15 protein-coding genes are annotated in these 21,346 nt (G+C 53.8%); 10 read left to right on the top strand and 5 right to left on the bottom strand.

Going from position 1 to position 21,346, the window contains the following annotated elements:
- Positions 1-10: 10 nt before the first annotated feature.
- From Q399_RS0110975 to nadK, 3 genes are all read right to left on the bottom strand, one after another.
- A complete protein-coding gene (locus Q399_RS0110975) occupies positions 11-376 on the bottom strand; it encodes an outer membrane protein assembly factor BamE (RefSeq protein ID WP_051685913.1) in 366 nt (121 codons plus the stop codon).
- Positions 377-505: 129 nt separating this feature from the next.
- Positions 506-2,173 carry a DNA repair protein RecN gene (gene recN, locus Q399_RS0110965; RefSeq protein WP_031568414.1) on the bottom strand — a complete coding sequence of 556 codons (1,668 nt, stop codon included), beginning with the start codon at positions 2,171-2,173 and terminating at the stop codon, positions 506-508.
- 93 nt (positions 2,174-2,266) lie between these two features.
- Complete coding sequence (gene nadK, locus Q399_RS0110960; protein ID WP_031568412.1) at positions 2,267-3,148, bottom strand: NAD(+) kinase; 882 nt, start codon at positions 3,146-3,148, stop codon at positions 2,267-2,269.
- 166 nt (positions 3,149-3,314) lie between these two features.
- Here nadK and hrcA point away from each other — a divergent pair, with 166 nt between their 5' ends.
- The 5 genes from hrcA (at position 3,315) to Q399_RS0110935 (ending at position 10,321) form a co-directional block, all read left to right on the top strand.
- Complete coding sequence (gene hrcA, locus Q399_RS0110955; protein WP_031568411.1) at positions 3,315-4,322, top strand: heat-inducible transcriptional repressor HrcA; 1,008 nt, start codon at positions 3,315-3,317, stop codon at positions 4,320-4,322.
- 42 nt (positions 4,323-4,364) lie between these two features.
- Positions 4,365-4,925 carry a nucleotide exchange factor GrpE gene (gene grpE / locus Q399_RS0110950; protein ID WP_031568410.1) on the top strand — a complete coding sequence of 187 codons (561 nt, stop codon included), beginning with the start codon at positions 4,365-4,367 and terminating at the stop codon, positions 4,923-4,925.
- Between the two features lie 192 nt (positions 4,926-5,117).
- Complete coding sequence (locus tag Q399_RS0110945) at positions 5,118-6,575, top strand: NAD-dependent succinate-semialdehyde dehydrogenase (protein WP_051685912.1); 1,458 nt, start codon at positions 5,118-5,120, stop codon at positions 6,573-6,575.
- Positions 6,576-6,593: 18 nt separating this feature from the next.
- Entirely contained in the window at positions 6,594-9,545 is a 2,952-nt protein-coding gene (locus Q399_RS0110940; protein WP_169739314.1) for a ligand-binding sensor domain-containing diguanylate cyclase, read from the top strand.
- A 47-nt stretch (positions 9,546-9,592) separates the two neighbouring features.
- Positions 9,593-10,321, top strand: coding sequence for a substrate-binding periplasmic protein (locus tag Q399_RS0110935; RefSeq protein ID WP_157836282.1), 729 nt, complete (start codon positions 9,593-9,595; stop codon positions 10,319-10,321).
- A 30-nt stretch (positions 10,322-10,351) separates the two neighbouring features.
- Here Q399_RS0110935 and Q399_RS0110930 read toward each other — a convergent pair whose 3' ends face one another.
- Together Q399_RS0110930 and Q399_RS0110925 are read right to left on the bottom strand one after the other, a co-directional pair.
- The gene (locus tag Q399_RS0110930) at positions 10,352-13,966 is read right to left on the bottom strand and encodes a hybrid sensor histidine kinase/response regulator (protein ID WP_031568403.1); all 3,615 of its coding nucleotides are present in this window, start codon (positions 13,964-13,966) and stop codon (positions 10,352-10,354) included.
- 81 nt (positions 13,967-14,047) lie between these two features.
- Entirely contained in the window at positions 14,048-14,542 is a 495-nt protein-coding gene (locus Q399_RS0110925) for a TIGR00645 family protein (protein WP_031568401.1), read from the bottom strand.
- Positions 14,543-14,737: 195 nt separating this feature from the next.
- On the opposite strand from Q399_RS0110925, the gene Q399_RS0110920 reads away from it, so the two are divergent.
- The 5 genes from Q399_RS0110920 to alaS all read left to right on the top strand — a co-directional run bounded on the left by Q399_RS0110920 (position 14,738) and on the right by alaS (position 21,346).
- Entirely contained in the window at positions 14,738-16,900 is a 2,163-nt protein-coding gene (locus Q399_RS0110920) for a S46 family peptidase (protein WP_031568400.1), read from the top strand.
- A 128-nt stretch (positions 16,901-17,028) separates the two neighbouring features.
- Positions 17,029-17,547 (top strand): WbuC family cupin fold metalloprotein, encoded by a 519-nt coding sequence (locus tag Q399_RS0110915; RefSeq protein ID WP_031568398.1) that lies wholly within the window; start codon positions 17,029-17,031, stop codon positions 17,545-17,547.
- Positions 17,544-18,254, top strand: coding sequence for a hypothetical protein (locus Q399_RS0110910; protein ID WP_051685911.1), 711 nt, complete (start codon positions 17,544-17,546; stop codon positions 18,252-18,254). Before Q399_RS0110915 ends, Q399_RS0110910 begins: the two co-directional genes overlap by 4 nt.
- On the top strand, positions 18,244-18,711 hold the full coding sequence (locus Q399_RS0110905) for a regulatory protein RecX (RefSeq protein ID WP_051686107.1): 468 nt from the start codon (positions 18,244-18,246) through the stop codon (positions 18,709-18,711). Before Q399_RS0110910 ends, Q399_RS0110905 begins: the two co-directional genes overlap by 11 nt.
- A gap of 16 nt (positions 18,712-18,727) precedes the next feature.
- A complete protein-coding gene (gene alaS, locus Q399_RS0110900) occupies positions 18,728-21,346 on the top strand; it encodes an alanine--tRNA ligase (protein ID WP_422784851.1) in 2,619 nt (872 codons plus the stop codon).

Genomic DNA, 21,346 nt, shown 5'->3' with positions numbered 1-21,346 from the left:
GCCGGCAATGTTATTGGTCAAGCGGTACATTAAATTCTTTTGGCACGTCAAAATCGCCGCTCATTTTCGCCAGCTTGCCGTTTTGGAAATTCAGCACCAGCTGCTTTTTGAAATTGTCACCGCGGCCGCCTTGCAGCGCGTAAAAATAATGCCAGGTATTGTCTTCGAAGCTGTTCTCCGCCACAGGGTTGCCAAGTACGTACTGCACTTGTTCTTTGCTCATCTGGATGCGCAGCTTGTCGATATCTTTTTGCTCCAGAAAGTTACCTTGTGGTACGTCGATCCGGTAAATCCAGCTGCTGCAAGCTGTCAAGGACAGCATCAGGCCAGAGGCGAACAGCCAGGCTCCGGCTTTTTTTAACGTCAACTCGCGCATAATTCTCTTCATTATCAGCTTTAGTTAGCAAAGTGACCGGCATCATACCGCAAGCGCCGGCCAAGATTAAAGTGCTGCGCTGCAGAACTTGTCAGAAGCTGCAGCCTTTTGCTGCAGCGCTGTTCTGACTTATGGCGTGCATAAAAGTTCGCGGGCGTTGGCAATTGCATGCGCGCTGACGTTTTCACCGGCCAGCAGTCTGGCGATCTCCTGTACCCGTTCATCATCGGTGAGTGCCCGCATACGAGTTTCGGTATGGATACCGTCGGTGTACTTCTCAACAAAGAGCTGCTGATGGCCTTGGCTCGCCACTTGCGGTAAGTGGGTGACACAAATGAGCTGGGTACTGCTGCCAAGCTGACGCAACATGCGTCCGACACCTGCGGCGACAGGCCCGCTGATACCGACGTCCACTTCATCGAAAATCAGCGTTGGCGTGGTGACTTTGTCTGCCAGAATGACCTGTACGGCCAGACTGATGCGCGACAATTCACCGCCCGATGCAACTTTGTCTAAGGGTTGTAACGGCTGGCCCGGGTTGGTGCTGACCAGAAATTCAATCTGATCCCAGCCGTAGCCGTTAGCCCGCTCCGGCGCCTGTGGCTGTACGTCTATATGGAAGCGGGCATTGTGCATACTTAAGTCAGCCATACTGCCGGCGATACGGGCGGAGAGCTCGAGCGCTGCCTGTTGCCGGCTTTTGCTTAACTGCTCAGCACTGCTGCTGAATTCACGAAGTGCTTGCTGAATATGCAGTTCCAGTTCAACCAGCCGCTCGTCGTCACCGGCCAGTTCCTGTAATTGCTGGCTGAGCAGCTGATGATGCAGTGGCAAGGTATCCGGCGCGATTTGGTGTTTGCGGCTCAGATTCAGCCATTGGCTCAGCCGCTGGTCAATCTCCATTAAACGTTCAGGATCCACTTCAACCCGCTCGGCATATCGACGCAGTTCGCGGCTGGCTTCTTCAATCTGCACCAGTGCTTCCTGCAGCATTTGTTCAACCGGGCACAGCTGACTGTCGATGGCAGCGCTGTGGCTGACTTCAAAGCTCGCCTGACGCAGCATGGCATAGCTGTTCGATTCATCATTGTCGTACAGCAACTGCAATGCCAGCTGGCTGCTCTGGATCAGGCCAGAACTGTGGCTGAGTCGCTGATGTTCTGCTTCTAAAGCAACGAATTCGTCTGGCTGTGGCGCGAATTGATCAAGCTCAGCCACCTGATACTCCAGCAATTGCCGCTGCGCTTCGCGTTGCTGCTGGTTTTGCTGCAATGCCTGATATTCGGCTTTTAACTGCTGGGCCTGTTTCCATTGTTGTTTGCAGGCAGCCAGTAAATCCGGATGTGCGGCAAAGGCGTCCAGTAACTGGCGCTGATAATCATTTTTCAGTAGTTGCTGATGGGCATGCTGACCATGAATGCTGAGCAGATGCTGCCCGAGCGCTTTGAGTTGCTGTGCCGGCACCTGTACGCCGTTGATATAACCCCGCGAGCGACCTTCCTGACCAATGACCCGCCGGACTATACATTCTTGCCCCATCGCAAGGTCTTGTTCCTGCAACCATTGTTGCGCAGAAGGTAAGCTGCTGATATCAAAGGTAGCGACTAAATCGGCTTTATCAGCGCCAGGTCGTACAGCCATGCCGTCCGCGCGTTCACCGAGGCACAGTGCTAAAGCATCGAGTGAGATCGATTTACCGGCGCCGGTTTCGCCGGTGATGGTGGTCATCCCGGCTTGCCATTCGATTTCCAGCGCGCGCACTATCGCGAAGTTACTGATGTGAAGATGGGTCAGCATGTCAGTTCCAGTCATAGTGAATAATGACTGTTAATTTATACAGTGTTTTTCTGACTGACAAGCTGTGTAGCGAAATAATTTATAACATGTTGATTAATAGAGCTTAGATCCCCAGCCCAGCTTATTACGCAACACATGGAAATAACTGTAGCCCGGTGGATGCACCAGGATCAGTGGTTTTGGATGTTTGCGGATCACAATTTGGTCACCCGGCATCACCGCAAGGATCACATGGCTGTCGCAGCTGATTTGCAGGTGAGCGTCGTTACTCGGCGCCACTTTCAACCTAATTTCACTAGTGCCGGCGACGACCAGCGGTCGGCTGCTGAGCGTGTGCGGAAACATCGGCACCAGGCTCATCGCGTCCAGCTCCGGCGTTAAAATCGGTCCGCCGCCGGACAATGAATAAGCCGTAGAGCCGGTGGGGGTGCTGACAATCAGGCCGTCGCTGCGTTGACTGAACACAAACTCGTTGTTGATATAGGCTTCAAATTCAATCATATGCGCGACTTTGTCGGCATGTAGCACCGCTTCGTTGACCGCGCTGTTGCTGCTTTTAATCGTATCGTTACGGTGCACCTCGATTTCGAGCAGATTACGTTTTTCCGTGACAAACTGGCCGGCCAGCACTTCGGCCAAAGGCACCTGAAAACTCTCCGGCGATAGGTCAGTTAAAAAACCGAGATTGCCGCGGTTGACACCAAGCACCGCCACGCCAAAGCGAGCCAGCACCCGCGCAGCGCCCAGCATATTACCGTCGCCACCGACCACAATGGCCAGATCACATTGTTTGCCCAAATCCACCAAATCAGCCGCTTCTGCGTCCGGCAGCCCTAAGGTTGCAGCAACCCGTTCTTCAACCAGGACCCGTACATCATATTTACTGAGAAAATGGTACAGGCTAACCAGCGTGTGATTTGCGCCCTGATGATTGGGTTTGCCGATAAGGCCAATGGTGCGAAAACTGGGGGTCATGCAGCGCGTTCCGCTTAGAGTATTTGCGCCGAGTATACAAAGCATGTTCTTCAGCTGCCAGCCTTTCCTTAGCCCTATTGCCGCGGTATTACTGTTCGGGTCATTGATTTTTCCGCTGATATCCCCACTATAGACAGGTCTTTTAATTGCATGAGCAAATACCCTGATGCTAAGCCGGCCCGAGCTGATTCTGAAACTCATTGTTGAGCAGTACCTGAGTGATGGTGCCCCGGTTTCGTCGAAATTTATTTCTGAGCAGGGCGGGTTACAGGTTAGCTCTGCGACTGTACGCAATACCATGGTGCAGTTGGAGCAGATGGGGCTGATCCGCTCACCGCACACCTCGGCTGGTCGTATTCCGACCACACAGGGTATCCGGCTGTTTATCGACAAAATGCTACAACTTGAACCAGTGCCACAGCGCTGGCTCAATGAAATTCAGCAGACTTTGTTGCCGCAGTTGCCACCTTCTGTGCTGATCCAGCGCGCCGGGCAGTTGCTGGCCAACTTAACCGGTCTGGTCAGCCTGTTAAGCCCGCCGAAGGCCGGGGGAAGGGTGATTCGGCAAGCCGAACTGGTGCGCCTGGCGATGGATAAGCTCTTGCTGGTGGTGATTGACGCCGAAGGTGATGTGCTGCACCGGGTGCTGGCACAACAGTCAGATATCACGCAACAAACCTTAAGCCGCAGTCTTTGTGTGCTCAATGCTGCCTTATGCGGCCAGTGCTGGCCGGATGCGATAGGGCGACTGGCTATTATGGCCCGCGCCGAGGGGGGCGATGTCGAGCCGCTTCTGCTGGATGTGATGGCGCAGCTCAGCCTTGATGAAATGCAACAAAACCAGCCGCTGGTTTACGGTCAGCACCATTTACTGCAGGAAGCTGAATATCAGCCCGACGCTGCGTTGCAACAAGTGGTGCAGTTGCTGGAGCAGCCAGCTTGTTTGCTGCAAATGTTATCGCCAGTGCTGCAGGACCAGTGCACCAAACTGATTTTGGGCCGCGAGTCTGGCCTCAGTGAATTACACAACGTCAGTATCATCGCATTGCGATATCAGGCGCAGCCGCACCGGGTGCTGGCGCTGCTTGGACCCAGCCGGATGCATTATGCCCATCTCATCCCGTTGGTCGAAGCGGTTGGTTTACAGCTATCAAAGCACTTGAATCAGCCGTGACAATCCCCATAATAGCCGCATTCATTTCGGAGTAAGTAAGCAATGAACGAGCAAGACAAGGTACAAAGCGCAGAACAGGAACAGCAGGTTGAGCAAGAGCAAGTGCAACTGTCTGATGAACAACAGATTATTGCTAAGCTCGAAGCTGAGCTGGAAAAAGCCCGTGCGACAGCCGCCGAGCAGACTGATTTAGCGCTGCGGGTGCGGGCAGAAGCCGAGAATATGAAACGTCGTGCTGCGCAGGACGTGGAGAAAGCGCATAAATTTGCGCTGGAAAAATTTGCCGGTGATTTATTACCGGCGCTGGACAACCTGGAACGTTCTTTAGGTTTCATCGACCCGGCTAACGAAGCAGTCAAAGCTTTAGCTGAAGGTGTCGAGCTGACGTTAAAAGGTCTGCTGGACACAGTGGCTAAATACGGTGTGCAGCAAATCGATCCGCAGGGTCAGCCGTTTAACCCGGATTTCCATCAGGCGATGTCGATCCAGCCAAATGCCGAACTGGCGCCAAACACCGTGATGTTTGTGATGCAAAAAGGCTACGAACTAAATGGCCGTCTGTTGCGCCCGGCGATGGTCGGTGTGTCGAAAAAGCCAGATTAATTCAAGGCTTTGTCAGAAAAAACCAGCTGTGGCTGGTTTTTTTTCGCTTGCGATTTGGCCTCCTCAGCGTTTGGAACCGCCAGGGGGAAAACGATGAGATCTGGTGGTCAGCGTTGGTTTTTTCGGCGTTTTTTCTATATTTGCCAGCCGGTTAGAGTTATGATTCGCGCTGTCGTATAACAGGAGTTTCTGATGCATCCCGTTCAGTCCGCACTGCGCTTACCACCCTGTTCGCTGTTGATCGCCGGCCGGTGGCAGTCAGCCGACAGCAGCTTCACAGTGACAGATCCGGCAACGGGCCAGCCGTTAGCACAGGTGGGCAGCGCCACTATCGCTGACGCTGAGCAGGCACTGGACGCAGCAGTTGCAGCCCTACCGCTGTGGCGGCGTAGTACCGCAACCGAGCGGGCAAGCTTACTGATGAAGTGGCATGCGCTTTTGCTGGAGCAGCGTGAATGGCTGGCGCAATTACTGACTGCAGAGCAAGGCAAACCCCTTGCCGAAGCGCGGGCGGAAATTGACTATGCCGCTTCTTATATCAACTGGTACGCCGGTGAAGCGCTGCGCCTGGCAGGCGACTGGCAGCATCCGAGTGTCGCCGGGCGCACGCTGCTGAATATTCCGGAACCTGTGGGCGTCGTGCTGGTGCTGACGCCGTGGAATTTCCCGGCGGCGATGATCACCCGCAAATTAGGCGCTGCGCTGGCTGCCGGTTGCCCGGTGATTGTCAAGCCGTCCGAATACACGCCACTGACAGCACTGGCGCTGGCAGAACTGGCACAGCAGGCTGGTTTTCCGGCCGGGGTGATCCAGGTACTGCCTTGTGCCACGCCAGATCCGGTTGCAGCTCACCTCATTGCTTCGCCGCAAGTGGCCAAGGTCAGTTTTACCGGTTCCACCGCAGTCGGACGTCTGCTGATGCAACAAAGTGCCGCGACGCTGAAGCGCCTGTCGCTGGAACTTGGCGGCAATGCGCCGGTGCTGGTATTTGCCGACGCTGATCTGGATGCGGCTGTTGCCGGTATTATGGCGGCGAAGTTTCGCAATGCCGGCCAGACCTGCGTCTGTATCAACCGGGTGCTGGTCGATTCCCGCATCGCTAAGGTTCTGGAGCAAAAGCTCGCGGCTGCAGTCATGGCACTTCGCCTTGGTGTTGGCACTGCGGCGGATACCCAAATTGGCCCACTGATTAACCAACGCGCCGTCGACAAAGTAAAGCAGCTCGTTACCGATGCCTTGGCTGCTGGCGCTCGGCTGGTATGCGGGCAAACGCTTGTGCCTGATATCGGGCATTTTGTCGCGCCGCAGCTACTCTCTGACGTACACATGGGCATGACGATTTGTCAGCAGGAGATCTTTGGACCAGTGTTGACGCTACAGACCTTTGCGGATGAGCAGACGGCGCTGCAGCTGGCCAACCAGACAGACGGTGGCCTGGCGGCATACCTGTTTGGCGCCGATGAAAAACGCAATTACCGGGTGGCTAACGCGCTGAAAGCCGGCATGGTCGGGATTAACGTCACAGCTATTTCGGACGCCCGCATTCCATTTGGTGGTGTCGGTACCGCCGGATTTGGCCGCGAAGGCTCCCGTTATGGCATTAACGATTATCTGCAATTAAAACATTTGTGCTGGGAATTAGCTGACTGAGATCAGCCGGAGATGGACATGCTGTGGATTAAAATCATCCTGTGGTGCAGCCTGAGTTTACTGCTGGCATGGCCAGCGTTGGCTGTCACGCCGCTGCATGATTATTTCCGCGAAAGCTGGACCACGCGCGACGGCTTGCCACATAACACCATCAACAATATCCAGCAAAGCGGTGATGGCTATTTGTGGCTCGCCACCTGGGAAGGGGCGGCACGATATGACGGTAGGGACTTTACCGTATTTGGCCGCGATGCTTTCACAGGATTACCGGATGCCGGCGTGCGGACATTATTCCGTGAACAGGACGGTAGTTTATTAGTCGCCGGTGCACGCGGCGGTATTAGCCGGGTGGGTACCGGCCGCTGGCAAAGCTTGCCACCGCTCGGGCAGCTCATCAATGATCTGGTCCGCGACCAGCAAGGCCAGCTCTGGTTTGCCATCGAAGGTGGTGGCGTGGCGCGTCAGCGTGCAGATGGGCAATATCAGCGTTTTGGCATTGAAGCGGGTTTGCCGGTGCGGGTGGCCTATCAGTTACAGCAAGACCGGCAGGGAATGATGTGGATTGCAACGCAGCAAGGCCTGTATCGCGTCGACCCTGCTGCGCCCGAGATCCGTTTTGAGCAAGTGGCATTATTGCCCGCCAAACCAGATGTAAATGTATTCGCGCTGGCCCTTGATCAACAAGGCCGGCTGCTGGTTGGTTCAGAGCAGGGCTTGTTTCGCTTTGACGGCCAGACATTCGGCTTAGTAGCCCCAGGGCTGAGTAATGTTGCCGTGACGGCATTGTATGTTGATGCAGAGGATCAGATCTGGATTGGCACCTTGAATCAAGGTCTGCAGCGGTTTAGTTCCTTGGGTATCGAGCAGCTGAGTGTGCAAGATGGGCTGCCGAATAACAGGGTACTGAGTATTTTTCAGGACAGTGAGCAAAGTATCTGGGTCGGTACCAATGCTGGTTTATACCGCCTGCGTGAAACGCCTTTTACCAATCTGACGCTGCAGCAGGGCCTCGCCGACAATTATGTCCGTACAGTACTGGAACATTCTGATGGCAGTGTCTGGATTGGCAGTGCCGGTGGTCTTGACCGTTGGTCGGCTGGTCAGGTCAGCAAAATCCGCCTGAGTGAAAGTGTATCGGTACTGAGTCTGGCAGAAGGGGAGCAAGGCGATGTCTGGGTTGGGACTTATGGCGATGGCGTCTACCAGCTACATCAGGGGCAAGTCGTAGCGCATTATCATCGTGGCAATGGCTTAGCCGCAAATGAAGTCCGGGCTATTGCAGTTGTTGCTGATCAGGTCTTTATTGGCACCACGGCCGGCCTGAATCTACTGCATCAGCAGCAGCTCAGGTTATTCACCGTCGCAGAAGGGCTGCCTGCAAATTTTGTTTCGGCACTGCATTATCAGGCCGCAGACCATCAGCAAAAGGGGCAGCTTTGGATTGGCACCGGGGCCGGGGCCGCGGTTTGGACTGATGGTCATCTGCGCCCGCTGAGTCTGGTCAGTCAGGAACAGGCTGAATATGTGTTTGGTTTTCATCATGACAAAGACAGCCCGTATATCTGGTTGGCGACGGACCGAGGTCTCATTCGTTATGATTTTACCCGCAATATCTTGAGACTGGTTGGCCGCAGTGCAGGAGTGCCAGTGGAAAAAATCTTTGCTTTGCTCGCAGATAACAAAGGTGATTTCTGGTTGAGCAGCAATAGAGGTATTGTGCGGATCAGTCAACAGGACGCCCATGCTGTGGCAGACGGCAAGCTAAAACGGCTATCCGGCTCTGATATGTTTGGCGAAGCCGACGGCATGCTGAGCGCCCAGTGTAATGGCGGCTCGGTGCCTGCGGCCACGGTGCGTCGTGACGGCACTTTATGGTTTGCTACATCGATGGGCGTGGCCAGCGTCGACCCGGACCGGCTGGCGCAATTCAGTTTGAAACCGCCGCCGGTGGTCGTGCAGCAAATTAGTGCTGACGGCCGGGAAGTGTCGCTGCAGCGTCCGGAGTTGCCAGCGGGTACCTTTCGGGTTCGCTTTGAATTTGCCGGGCTTAGTTATGTGATGCCATCGCGGATTTTATACCGTACCCAGTTGCAGGGCGTGGAGTCGGATTGGGTGGCGCGGGGGACCGCCAATCACGCCGAATATACCAATCTGCCACCGGGCGATTACCGGCTTGTGGTCAGTGCCGCTTATCCGGAGAGTGACTGGAACAACGATGTGGCCCGGATTGAATTCAGAGTGCTGCCGCTTTTCTGGCAAAAAGGCTGGGTTCAGCTGGTTGCCGGTGTTGTGGTTTTGTTTGCGTTGTTCGGCTTTGTGCGCTGGCGGCTGTACCGGCTTAGTCAGTCGGAACTGAAACTAAAACTGCAGGTTGCCGGCAAAACCACGGAATTACTGGCACAAGCGCAAAGTTTGCGGCAAGCGGTAGCGGAGAAAACCCAGCTGGCGGAGCAACTACAGCAACAAGCGGCCGCTTTTGCTGCGCAGGCGAGGGAGGATGGTTTAACTGGTCTTGCCAACCGGCGGGCTTTTGATGAACAACTGGCGTTCGAATTCAGCCGAGCGCAGCGGCTTGGGCAACCACTGTGTCTGGTCATGCTGGATATCGATCATTTCAAAACCATCAATGACAACTGGTCGCATCAAGCGGGTGATCTGGTGCTGCAGCGTCTTGCTGCACTGCTGCGCGAGGAAGTGCGTGAAATTGACCGGATTGCGCGCTGGGGCGGCGAAGAATTCGCATTATTGCTGCCACAAACAGCGCTGCCCCAGGCGGTTGAGATCAGCGAACGCATCCGTCTGGCTATCACAGCGTTGGATTTGTCCGCGGAGGTGCCCGGTTTGCGGGTTACAGCCAGTTTTGGTGTGGCACAACAAGACGCAGTTGGAAGTTACGAAAAATTGCTGAGCCGTGCTGACCAGCTGCTCTATCAGGCCAAAGCGCAGGGACGGAACTGCGTATGCAGCTGATCACAGCTATGCTATCAGGCAGAAGGGTAGCCAGAGGGCGACTGCTGTTGAAACAAATCATAAACGGCTTTATCCGGGCGCAATGGTTGTTGTGGCCTTGCACTGTGCTGGCCATTGAAGCACCGTTACGGGTACCGCATATCGCCGACGCTCCACCATTTGTGTTGACTGACGCGCAGCAGGTGCCCAATGGCGGCATTTTATTTGATATTTATCAGCAGATTAGTGTCGCGATGCAGCGCCCGTTGCAAATTGAAGCTATTCCACGCAAAAGGGTGACAGACATGCTGCTGCGCGGGCAGCTGGATTTGTATTGCAATGGCACACCGGATTGGTTCACCGAACCAGATCTGCGCTGGAGCCCGCCGTTGTTTGTCCATCGCGATCTGTATATATCTAACCAGCCTTATCGCGATTTTGCCGATTTTAAGCAGCGCGTCACGGGCAAAGTCGGCACCACGTTTGGATATGTCTATCCAACTTTAACTGAGTTATTTGCCAAAGGTCAGTTGCAACGGGTCGACAGTTATTCGCCGGCGGAAAGCTTGCGGCATCTGCAGAAACGCCATTTGAATGCGGTGGTGGTGTCTGAGTTTGAATTCGGTTATCTGCTTGCGCAAAAACAGGACTTGCATGTGGTGGAGATCGAACGGAATCAAATCCGTTGTATGTATTCGCCCCTACTGGCCGAGCAGACTATTGCGCTGCTGAATCAAACCATCACAAAGCTTACCCAACAAGGAAAAATCGAGCAGATCCTGGCCGCATACCGCTAGCGGTATGCCAACTGTGTTGTTCCCCGAAGTTCAGACCCATTCCTGCACTTTGCTCAGTAATGTTCTGGCATCAAATGGCTTGGCGATAAAATCATTCATGCCAGCTTCCAGGCACTCGCGGCGAAACTCTTCTGTGGCGTGCGCTGTCAGCGCAATCACTGGCAATTTGGCGTAAACCGGCTGCTGGCGTAGTAATTTAGTCGCGGTGTAGCCATCCATCGTCGGCATATGCACGTCCATCAGCACCAGCGCATACTGTTGTAGTTTCAGTTGTGACAAAGCCTGTTCACCGTGGTCGGCAACGTCGACAGCAAAACCGGCATGTTGCAGGATGATCCGTGCCAGTGTCTGGTTGTAGCTGTTATCTTCGACCAGCAAAATACGGTTGGCTGCGCCAGAGGCGGGTTCAGTGGGGAATGCCTGGGCTAGTCCTGACTCTGGTGGCAGATTCGCTGGCGGAGTGCTCAGGTCTGAGCGCGGTGCAGCTTTACCCTCAGCACCGGATTCTGCCCGGTAACTGCGGATGTTAAAGCTGAAAGTACTGCCGATGCCGGCCTGGCTTTGCACATCAATGCGGCCGCCCATCAGTTGTACCAGACGCTGTGCGATACTCAGGCCAAGCCCGGTGCCACCATATTTGCGGCTGGTTGAGCTGTCAGCCTGGCTAAATGCCTGAAACAGATTGCTGCATTGCTCCGGGCTCAGGCCAATACCGGTATCCTGCACGGCAAAATGCAACCAGACTTCGGCCGGGGTTTCCGGCGCTTTGACCTGCAATGCTAAATCAACGCGCAGCACCACTTTCCCCTGACCGGTAAATTTGACCGCATTGCTGAGCAGGTTAATCAGCACCTGACTGAGCCGCAGCGGATCACCAATCAACCAGGCCGGCACTTGTGGATCGACACTGAACTGCAGTTCCAGCCGCTTTTGCCGCGCTTGTTCTATAAACAAATCGCGGATTTGCTGCAGCATATCCTGCAGCCGGAAGCGCACTTGTTCCAACTCCAGCTTGCCGGCCTCGACTTTGGAGAAATCGAGAATGTCATTGATAATGCTTAATAAAATTTTGCTGGATGCGGTGATCTTACTTAAATAAAGCTGTTGGTCGGCGAAGGACTCACTGTTCTGTGCGAGCTGGGCGAAACCGATAATCGCATTCATCGGTGTGCGGATCTCATGGCTCATATTGGCGAGAAATTCGCTTTTGGCAACAGCTGCAGCTTCGGCTTTTTGCTTGGCGCCTTCCAGCATCAGCATCGTATCTTCCAGATGCTGAGTACGCTGGCGGACTAAGTCTTCCAGTTTGCTGTTTTCCTGTAACACGGGGCGCACACGCCAGCCAATCAGGCTTTTCAACAATAACAGCGACAGCAGCGCATACACCAGATAGGCCCACCAGCTTTGATACCAGGGCGCTGCTATTTGCAGGTGTAGTGGTGTGGCTTCACTGACTTCGCCAAAGGCATTTTTGTAGCGCAATTTAAACTGATAACTGCCGGGCGCCAGATTGGTATAGTCACGATAGGTTTCGTTATGCCAATCTGACCAGGCGGTATCGTTGCCAACCAACTGTACCTGAAACAGGTTAGTGTCCAGATGGCCGTAACGCGGTACTGTGTATTCTATTCGCAAAGAATTCTGGTCGGCGCCAAGCTGTAGTTTGGACAAATGGCCGCCGGCAAAATGCGTCTGGTTGTCGCGACTGACCACTCGACGGATCAAAGGGGGGTGAGCGACCTGCGCTTTGCTGATGCGGTTGGCATCAAACCGGAAGATCCCTTCAGCGCCACCAAACCAGGTGACCGCGGCATCTTCTGCCAGAATCACGTCCAGTGGCGTGTCGGCCAGTGGAAACAATGGCGCGGCCGACCAATGATAAGGTTGGTCTGCCGCCAGTTTTTCCGCAGCCCCGGCCTGACGTTCGCCGGTCTGGTTGTCCCAGTTGATCATCCAGATGCGGCCGGCACTGTCTTGCGTTGGTGAACGGACCCAGGGCTGCTCGGGGAACAAATCACGAAACACGGGATGGAGCTGAAAACTCTGCGTGCTTTGGTTAAATTGATACAAACCTGCGACTGTCGCGAACAACAAACCACCGGACCAGCGATGCACCGAATTGCGATTCAGGCTGGGCAATCCGGCTGTTTCAGTAAATTTGTCAATTAATGCCGGATCACCATTTTGCAGGCGGTAAATGCCGTGTGCCAGGCTGCCGATCCATAAGGTGCCGTCATTTTCTTCGACCAGACTGTTGAGATTGCCTTCAATGCCGGCAACAGAGCCCAATTCACGCCATTGCTGACCGTCAAACTGCAGGCGGGTCAGGCCGTTTTGCAGACCGACCCAAACCAGATTCGGTTGACGACGTGACACCAGCAACACTTTGGCTGGTAGCGGGGCGCTGTAAATCTGGCTGACATTGCCATTTTTATACTGAAATACGCCTTTGTTGTTGGCGATCAGCATCGAGTCGTCAAAATCGGCGAAATCCCAGGTCTGATTGGTAAAGCTGTCGATGGCGGTAAAGTGCGCCGCTTTGATGCCGTCCGCCTGCAGCCGGAATAAACCCTGACTTGTGCCGGCAAACAGCTGGCCGGCATAGCGGTGTAACGACAGCACATTGCCTTTGAGGCCCATCACATGATTAAACATCGAAATCGCAGACGACGCTTCCACCCGGGCCAGGCCATGGTCCATCGCTACCCACAGACCCTGTTGCCTGTCTTCCATCAAGGCGCGGACATTGTCATCAAGCATGCCGGAAAACTTATTGATATGGCTGTGGATATTGCCTTTGTCGTCTAACAGGTAAATGCCGTTGCGAACAGTACCGACGGCCAGCAGGCCGTTGCGCAGGCGCTGACTGGTATAAATCATCGCTTCATTCAGTTCGGTGCTGGCGGGCAGCGTGAAGGAGGTCATGCCAAGCGGACCCAGCAGAAAAAAACCAGCGTCGCGGGTGCCAATCAGCACCTGATTTTCATCCCATTGCTCGGCAATAAACACCGCTTTGTCAGCCAGCGGCTGGGCGGCGGGCAAAGGTTCCAGCCGGCCGTTGCTCAGTTCCAGCAGGCCAGTGTCCTGTTCCTTGATCAGAATGCGGTCGTTGAGCTGAAACGCCTTCATAAAAGCCGACTCGCTGGTCCAGCTGCGGACTTCCTGATCGTTGATTAAAAACAGGTAAGAGCGGGCGACAAATAACACGCCCTGGTCGGTAACAAAGGTCTGACGGATATCCTGAAAGTTACGGTACGCGGCCGGAATGCGTTCGCGCCAGGACACAAACTGCGCGCCCTGTGGCTGGCTTTTATTGATGTAGCCTAAATCGCCTTTGGCGCCAACATAGATGCGGCCATCAGTGCCAAGCGCCAGCGAGCGCACCACGGACTGGTTGGTAGTCGCCAGCGTACGCCAGTGCACACCGTCGAATTCGAGCACGCCGACATTATTGCCGGCGTAAATCAGACCGTCGGAATCTTGCAGCAAAGCCCAGTTCTGGGTGCCGGCATTATAGTCTTTAGGTTTAAAGTTCTTTAACAGGGGTAGACCGGCTTCCATAGCCGGCGCCAGCGTGCTGAGCAGCAGCAGACAAGCTGTCAGCAACCTGGTGAACGATAAAAAAACTGACGCAAATCCCTGCACAGCAAAACCTCGTGGTCTGAACGCGGCTCCTGATGGAGCGCAGACCTGATAAATTAACCCAGCCCTTGGTCCGGGTCAATTTCAGACTTTTTCTTTGGTCAGCTTGTCCAGATAACCCATCACAAAAGCAGACAGGACAAAAGTGATATGGATCAACAAGTACCACTTAATTTTGTCGTTAGCGATGTTGGGTGTATCCATAAAAACTTTTAGCAGATGGATAGAAGAAATGGCCACAATAGAGGCAGCCACTTTGTTTTTCAGTGAGCCGGAATCAACTTTCCCCAACCAGTTCAGTTTTTCGGCGGACTCATCTATGTCCAGTCTGGAAACAAAATTTTCGTAGCCTGAAAACATCACCATCACAATCAGCCCGCCAACCAGCGCGATATCAATCATCGATAACACGACTAAAATCAGGTCCGCTTCTTTGGTCTGCAGAATATTGGGCAGCAGGTGAAAAATTTCCTGAAAAAATTTAATGCCAAGTGCGATCAGCACCAGACTGAGGCCGAGATAAATAGGGGCCATCAGCCAGCGGCTGGCATACATCAGGGTTTCCAGGTGTTTTTCCATACATTTCGCTCTGCTTGCGGATAGTTACAGCTGCAGGATTTGGGGTTCCGGCGGCTTTTTTTCAAGGTCTGACGATTTTCTGCGACAGGGACTGTATTTTCGCGGCGGATTTATCGCACAATGCTGACCATCACTGCCCACTCATGGAGACTGACCGCGTTGCCTGCGAGTCAGCGTCAGCAAGGAAAATTACCGATGAAAAAAACTGTGCTTGTGTTGTCTGTCGGATTGGCTCTGGCAGCAAACGCAGAAGAAGGCATGTGGCAACCGCATCAGTTGCCGGAACTGGAAAGCGTTTTAAAAGCTAAAGGCCTGCAGATTGACGCCAAAGCAATCGCCGAATTAACCGCTTTTCCGATGAACGCGGTGATTAGCCTTGGTGGCTGTACCGCGTCTTTTGTATCAAAACAGGGTCTGGCGCTGACCAACCATCATTGCGCCTACAGCAGTATTCAGTACAACAGCACAGCGCAAAATAACCGCATCGAACGTGGCTTTTTGGCCAAAACTCAGACTGAAGAGTTACCGGCAGCACCCGGCAGTAAAATTCTGGTGACGGAAGCCGTCAGTAATGTCACGCAGCAAATCAAGCAGGAATTAACCCCGCAACTGCAGGGCAAAGACCGTTTCGACAAAATTGACCAGCTGCGTAAAGAGCTGGTGGCGGAATGTGAAACCGCGCCGGGCTATCGCTGTGAGGTGTACAGCTTCCATGGTGGCCTGGAATATTATCTGATTAAACAGCTCGAAATCCGCGATGTGCGACTGGTCTATGCACCGGCTGATGGTGTCGGCCGTTTTGGCGGCGATATCGACAACTGGATGTGGCCGCGTCATACCGGTGATTATTCGTTTTATCGCGCTTATGTCGGCAAAGACGGCAAACCGGCAGACTACAATCTAGAAAACGTGCCTTTTGTACCACCAAGTTCATTAAAAGTTTCTGCCAAAGGCGTGCAGGCCGGTGATTTTGTCATGGTGCTGGGTTATCCGGGCCGCACCAACCGTTATAACACGGCGTTTGAAGTGAAAAACCAGTTCACCACAGTGCTGCCTGCGGCAAAACAGTATCGTGAAGAAGCTATTGCATTAATTAAACAACATGCCGCTGAAGGTTCTGAGGCCCGCATCAAGTACGAGTCGATTTTGGCCGGGCTTGCCAATTACGCGAAGAACTATGATGGCATGATCCAGACCTATCAAAAAGGCGCTACCCAGCAACAAAAAGACGAATTTGAAGCTGTGCTCAATCGCTGGATTGATGCCGATCCTGCGCGTAAAGCCAAATACAAACCGGCGCTGCTGAGCCTGCAGCAATTGCTCGAAGCGGAGACTGCAACGCAGCAACGCGATTTGGTGCTGAATTATTTTGGTTATGCCCAGTTGTTCAGTACCGGCCGTAAACTGTACCGGCTGGCGCTGGAACAACAAAAACCGGATGAAGAGCGCGAGACCGGTTATCAGCAACGCGATTTGGACCGCTTCAAAGCCGGTCTGAAACGGATGTCGCGCAGTTTTGATGGTGCCATCGATTTAGAAATTGCGTTCCATTTCCTGAAACATTATGCCGCGTTGCCAAAACCGCAGCGACTGGCGGCGTTTGACCAGTATTTTGGGATTGCCGAGGCTTTTGACGAGGCCGCAGTACGCACCAAACTGACGCAAATTTACCAGACTTCGCTGCTTGGCGATGAAATCGAGCGGCTGGCGTTGGTTGGCAAAACACCTGACGAACTGAAAGCCAGTACAGATCCGGCCATTCAGTTTGCGGTGGCGATGGCTGAAACTGATTTAGCGCTGGAAAATGAACAGAAGAACCAGGCCGGTAAACTGGCGGTGGCGCGGCCAAAAGTGATGGAAGCAGTCATCGCCTTTAACAAAGCCAGTCAAAAACCAGTCTATGCCGATGCCAACGGCACCTTGCGGGTGACTTTTGGTGAAGTCAAAGGTTATGAGCCGCGTGATGGTGTGGCTTATCAGCCATTCACTTCTCTCAAAGGCATCAGCGAAAAACACACGGGCCAAAGCCCGTTTAACGCACCGGCGCCACAGCTTGCTGCGATTGCTTCGGGTGACTTCAGCGCTTATGCCCATCCTGAGCTGAAAACAGTACCGGTAAACTTCTTAAGTACTGTGGATACCACAGGCGGTAATTCAGGTTCACCAACGCTGAACGGCAAAGCCGAATTGGTCGGCCTGCTGTTTGACGGTGTGATTGAGGGCATTATCGGCAATTACGCTTATGATCCGGCGCTTAACCGCTCTATCCATGTCGACAGCCGTTATTTGCTGTGGCAGATGGAAAAAGTTGATGGAGCCACCAATCTGACCGCAGAAATGGAAATAGTCCGCGACTAATCTGTGCTTGTGGTCAAAATTGCGGGAAAAGGTGCCATTGGCACCTTTTTTGTGTAAAGACCGGCCGATTTACGCTATGGGATGCCGGCGCAATTGCAGTATGATAGAGCGCTTTTCAACTGGCCTTAATGTTAGAATTTGCTGGCATGTTATTAGATCATTCCTTATTTAGCGCACTGCTGGATGCGGCTGCGCAAAGCCCGCGCCGGCGTGCTTTTAAAAATCTGCATCAGGATTTTGCAGAAGCTGTGCAGCGTGTGGTCATTGCCATTCAACCTGACAGCTATGTGCCGCCGCATCGTCATGTTGAGGCCCATCAGTGGGAATTGTTTGTGGTGTTAGCCGGCAGTATTGATTTTTGTCAGTTTGACGATGCCGGCCAGCTGATCTCCCGCAGCACTATAGTCGCGGGGTCGACGCTTGCGGGCCTGGAGCTAGCGCCCGGAATCTGGCACAGCATCGTTGCTGCTCCTGGCGGCGCAGTGTTTCTCGAAGTAAAACAAGGCCCGTTTGACCCGGCACAGCCGCGCTATTTTGCGCCATTTGCCCCAACTGAACAGGATTTACAGGCCGGAGCTTATCTGGCCTGGTTACGCACAGCACTGCCAGGGGATCAAAGTCCGGCATGGCAGGAGATGAAGCAATGAAATTACAACTGGTGATCCGCCGGGCGCCGGCGAAAGCGGCGTTAGAATGGTTGAAACAAGGCTGGTTGCTGATGCGCGCCCAACTGCAGTTACTGCTGATGTTCTGGCTGATGTTGTCAGTCTCATTGCTGGGCATGGTGCATCCGCTGTTGGCGGTGGTTTCGACCCTGCTGAACCCATTTTTAATGGCCGGTTTTTACGACGGCATAGTCCGGGCCCAACAACAAAAGCCGCTGACGCTGTCCACTTTGTGGCAACCATTAAAAGACAGCCAGCATCGCGCTGCTTTTATCCGGCTGGCCGCGCTCAATATCCTGTTTTCAATTCCCAGTCAGTTATTAATCCAGCAGCAGCTGCCCCTGTGGCAAGCCGGTCAGGCGGATTTGCTGGCCTTGTTTGCGCTGGTCGCCCTCGCGGCTATCAATGCAATGTTATTTGCTTATGCGGTGCCGGTGATTTATTTTCTGCGCGAGCAACGCTTATGGCCGGTGCTGCAGGCCAGTTTTATGGCGTGCTGGCGCAACGTACCGGCGCTGACGGTCTATGGCGTTTTGTCGGTGCTGCTGGTTTGCACTGGCCCTTTTACCATGATGATTTCACTAATTTTGGTACTGCCTTGGCTGGCGATTAGTTTTTTCCTGTCGTTCCGCGAGTTTTTTGTGCTGACGCCGGCGCGGCCGGATGAGGCGGCAGTGTTTGAAGTCTGACGCTGAAGTACTGACACCGCAGCAAGCCTGGCAACTCGCCATCGGCTTGTTGAGCCGGCGCGACCACAGCAGTCATGAGCTGCTGGAAAAACTGCAGCAACGCGGCGTGACCGCTGAGCTGGCGCAGGCAACATTAACGCGTTGTCAGCAGGAACAATATCAGTCTGACCAGCGTTTTGCTGAGATGTTATTGCGCTATTGCATCAGCAAAGGCCAGGGGCTGGCGGTATTACGCCAGCTGAGCCGACAACACCGGCTTGGCAATGACCTATTACAACAGGCGTTGGATGACGCCGAACCCGATTGGTTTGAACTGGCACGCAGCTGTGCACAGAAGAAATTCGGTGAGCTGCCGGCCGGTTCAGACAAAGAAAAATTAAAACGGATGGCGTTTTTGCAGCGCCGGGGCTTCAGTTCAGAGCAGATCCGTTACGCATTACAACATTCAGATAGTTAGGACAGCAATTATGTACATGACCTCTGCGCAACTGCGCCGTGCTTTTCTGGACTTTTTTGCCAGTAAAGGCCACCAAATTGTCTCCAGCAGCTCGTTAATCCCGGGCAACGACCCGACGCTGCTGTTCACTAACGCCGGCATGGTGCAATTTAAAGACGTGTTCCTTGGCCAGGACAAACGCAGCTACAGCCGCGCCGTAACTGCGCAGCGTTGTGTGCGTGCCGGTGGTAAACACAACGACCTTGAAAACGTCGGTTACACCGCCCGTCACCACACTTTCTTTGAAATGCTGGGTAACTTCAGCTTCGGTGATTATTTCAAGGAAGATGCGATCAAATACGCCTGGGAATTTCTGACCGAAGTGGTCAAATTACCAAAAGAAAAGCTGTGGATCACCGTCTACGCCACCGACGACGAAGCTTTTGATATCTGGACACAACAAATCGGCGTGCCGAAGGAACGGGCTATTCGCATCGGCGACAACAAAGGCGCGCCTTATGCGTCGGACAATTTCTGGGCCATGGGCGATACCGGCCCTTGTGGTCCTTGTACTGAGATTTTCTACGACCACGGTGACCATATCTGGGGCGGCCCACCGGGCTCACCGGAAGAAGATGGCGACCGGTTTATCGAGATCTGGAACAACGTCTTTATGCAGTTCAACCGCCACGCTGACGGCCGGATGGAACCGCTGCCAAAACCAAGCGTCGACACCGGTATGGGCTTAGAGCGCATTGCGGCGATTTTGCAGCACGTGCACAGCAACTACGAAATCGACACTTTCCAGGGCCTGATTAAAGCCGCAGCTGCAGTCACCGGCACCACAGATCTGGACAATAAATCGTTGCGCGTGATTGCCGACCATATCCGTTCTTGTTCTTTCCTGGTTGCCGATGGTGTGATGCCATCAAACGAAGGCCGCGGTTATGTGCTGCGCCGCATTATCCGCCGCGCGGTGCGCCACGGGAATCAACTCGGCGCCAAAGGTGTGTTCTTCAGCAAATTAGTGGCAGAACTTGCCGTGCAGATGGGCGAAGCCTATCCAGAGCTGATTGAAAAACAAGCCATTATCGAAAAAGTGCTGCGGATGGAAGAAGAACAGTTTGGCAAGACGCTGGAACGCGGTCTGTTACTGCTCAAAGACGCTTTGGCGGCACTGGGTGACAGCAAAGAAATTCCGGGTGAAGTGGTCTTTAAGCTGTACGACACTTATGGCTTCCCGGTCGATTTGACCAGCGACGTGGCGCGTGAACAAGGTTATACCGTTGATCAGGCCGGTTTTGAAGCGGCGATGGAAGCGCAGCGTAAACGCGCACAGGCTGCTTCAAGCTTTGGCCAAGATTACAATCAAACGGTAACTTCTGAACAAGTGACTGATTTCACTGGTTATACCGAGCAGCACGGTAATGCTGTGGTGCTGGAAATCGTCCGTGATGGCGACAAAGTCGACACTATTATCGATGGTCAGCAGGCACTGGTGATCCTCGACCAAACGCCATTTTATGCTGAATCCGGCGGCCAGATGGGCGATACCGGTACTTTAACATTAGCTTCTGGTGCAGTGTTCACAGTCGCGGATACGGTCAAAATCGGTAAAGCCTTCGCGCATCGCGGCACTATCACCGGTACTTTAACCGTCGGTGAGCGTGTCGATGCGCAGATTGACAACGAACGGCGCAGCGCCATTCGGAAAAACCACTCAGCGACACACTTATTACATGCTGCCTTGCAGCAGGTGTTAGGTGCGCACGTGGTACAAAAAGGCTCGCAAGTAGGCCCGGACCGTTTACGTTTTGACTTCGCCCATTTTGAAGCGGTTAAAGCCGATGAAGTGCGTACCATCGAACAGCTGGTCAACGCACAAATCCAGGCCAACCATGAAGTTGTCACCCGGCTGATGCAGCTGGATGCCGCCAAAGCCGCCGGCGCTATGGCGTTGTTTGGCGAAAAATATGACGACGACGTGCGCGTGTTGTCGATGGGCGACTTCTCGATTGAACTCTGCGGTGGTACTCACGTCGCCCGCACCGGTGATATTGGACTGTTTAAGATTGTTGTCGAAAGCGGTATCGCCGCCGGTGTGCGTCGGATTGAAGCAGTGACAGGTGCTGGTGCGCTGGCATATCTGCATAAGTTAGAGCAACAAGCGCAGCAAGTCGCAGCGTTGCTGAAAGGCGACGTGCTGTCGATTGGCGAACGTGTCGTGCAGACTTTAGACCGCAGCAAACAGCTGGAAAAAGAGCTGGAGCAATTAAAAGCGAAAATGGCCAGTGCAGCTGGTGCCTCATTGCTGGAAAAAGCAGTGGCTATCAATGGCACTAAAGTGCTGATTGCTGAGCTTGCCGGCGTCGATCCAAAAGGTTTCCGCACTATGGTTGACGAGCTGAAAAACAACATCGGCTCTGGCGTCATTCTGCTGGGCACAGGCAGTGAGGGGAAAGTCAGCCTGATCGCGGGCGTGACCAAAGACCTGACCGATAAAGTCAATGCGGGTCAGTTGGTCGGCTGGGCGGCAGAACAGCTGGGCGGCAAAGGTGGCGGCAAGCCAGATCTGGCACAAGCCGGTGGTACTGACGTTGCAGGCCTTGGCAAAGTATTGGCAGCTGCCACTGATTATCTGGCAGCGAAGCTGTAA

The sequence above is a fragment of the Rheinheimera texasensis DSM 17496 genome, assembly GCF_000711985.1.
Lineage (GTDB): Bacteria > Pseudomonadota > Gammaproteobacteria > Enterobacterales > Alteromonadaceae > Pararheinheimera > Pararheinheimera texasensis.
Note: the sequence above shows the minus strand (reverse complement) of the source record. Positions and strands in the feature narration are given on the sequence as shown.

Excerpts from the sequence above, each read along its gene's own strand:
- nadK (WP_031568412.1), bottom strand. The coding sequence starts at position 3,148 with ATGACCCCCAGTTTTCGCACCATTGGCCTTATCGGCAAACCCAATCAT.
- Q399_RS0110920 (WP_031568400.1), top strand. The coding sequence starts at position 14,738 with ATGAAAAAAACTGTGCTTGTGTTGTCTGTCGGATTGGCTCTGGCAGCA.
- Q399_RS0110975 (WP_051685913.1), bottom strand. The coding sequence starts at position 376 with ATGCGCGAGTTGACGTTAAAAAAAGCCGGAGCCTGGCTGTTCGCCTCT.
- hrcA (WP_031568411.1), top strand. The coding sequence starts at position 3,315 with ATGCTAAGCCGGCCCGAGCTGATTCTGAAACTCATTGTTGAGCAGTAC.
- recN (WP_031568414.1), bottom strand. The coding sequence starts at position 2,173 with ATGCTGACCCATCTTCACATCAGTAACTTCGCGATAGTGCGCGCGCTG.
- Q399_RS0110910 (WP_051685911.1), top strand. The coding sequence starts at position 17,544 with ATGAAATTACAACTGGTGATCCGCCGGGCGCCGGCGAAAGCGGCGTTA.
- Q399_RS0110940 (WP_169739314.1), top strand. The coding sequence starts at position 6,594 with ATGCTGTGGATTAAAATCATCCTGTGGTGCAGCCTGAGTTTACTGCTG.
- Q399_RS0110915 (WP_031568398.1), top strand. The coding sequence starts at position 17,029 with ATGTTAGAATTTGCTGGCATGTTATTAGATCATTCCTTATTTAGCGCA.
- Q399_RS0110945 (WP_051685912.1), top strand. The coding sequence starts at position 5,118 with ATGCATCCCGTTCAGTCCGCACTGCGCTTACCACCCTGTTCGCTGTTG.
- alaS (WP_422784851.1), top strand. The coding sequence starts at position 18,728 with ATGACCTCTGCGCAACTGCGCCGTGCTTTTCTGGACTTTTTTGCCAGT.
- grpE (WP_031568410.1), top strand. The coding sequence starts at position 4,365 with ATGAACGAGCAAGACAAGGTACAAAGCGCAGAACAGGAACAGCAGGTT.
- Q399_RS0110925 (WP_031568401.1), bottom strand. The coding sequence starts at position 14,542 with ATGGAAAAACACCTGGAAACCCTGATGTATGCCAGCCGCTGGCTGATG.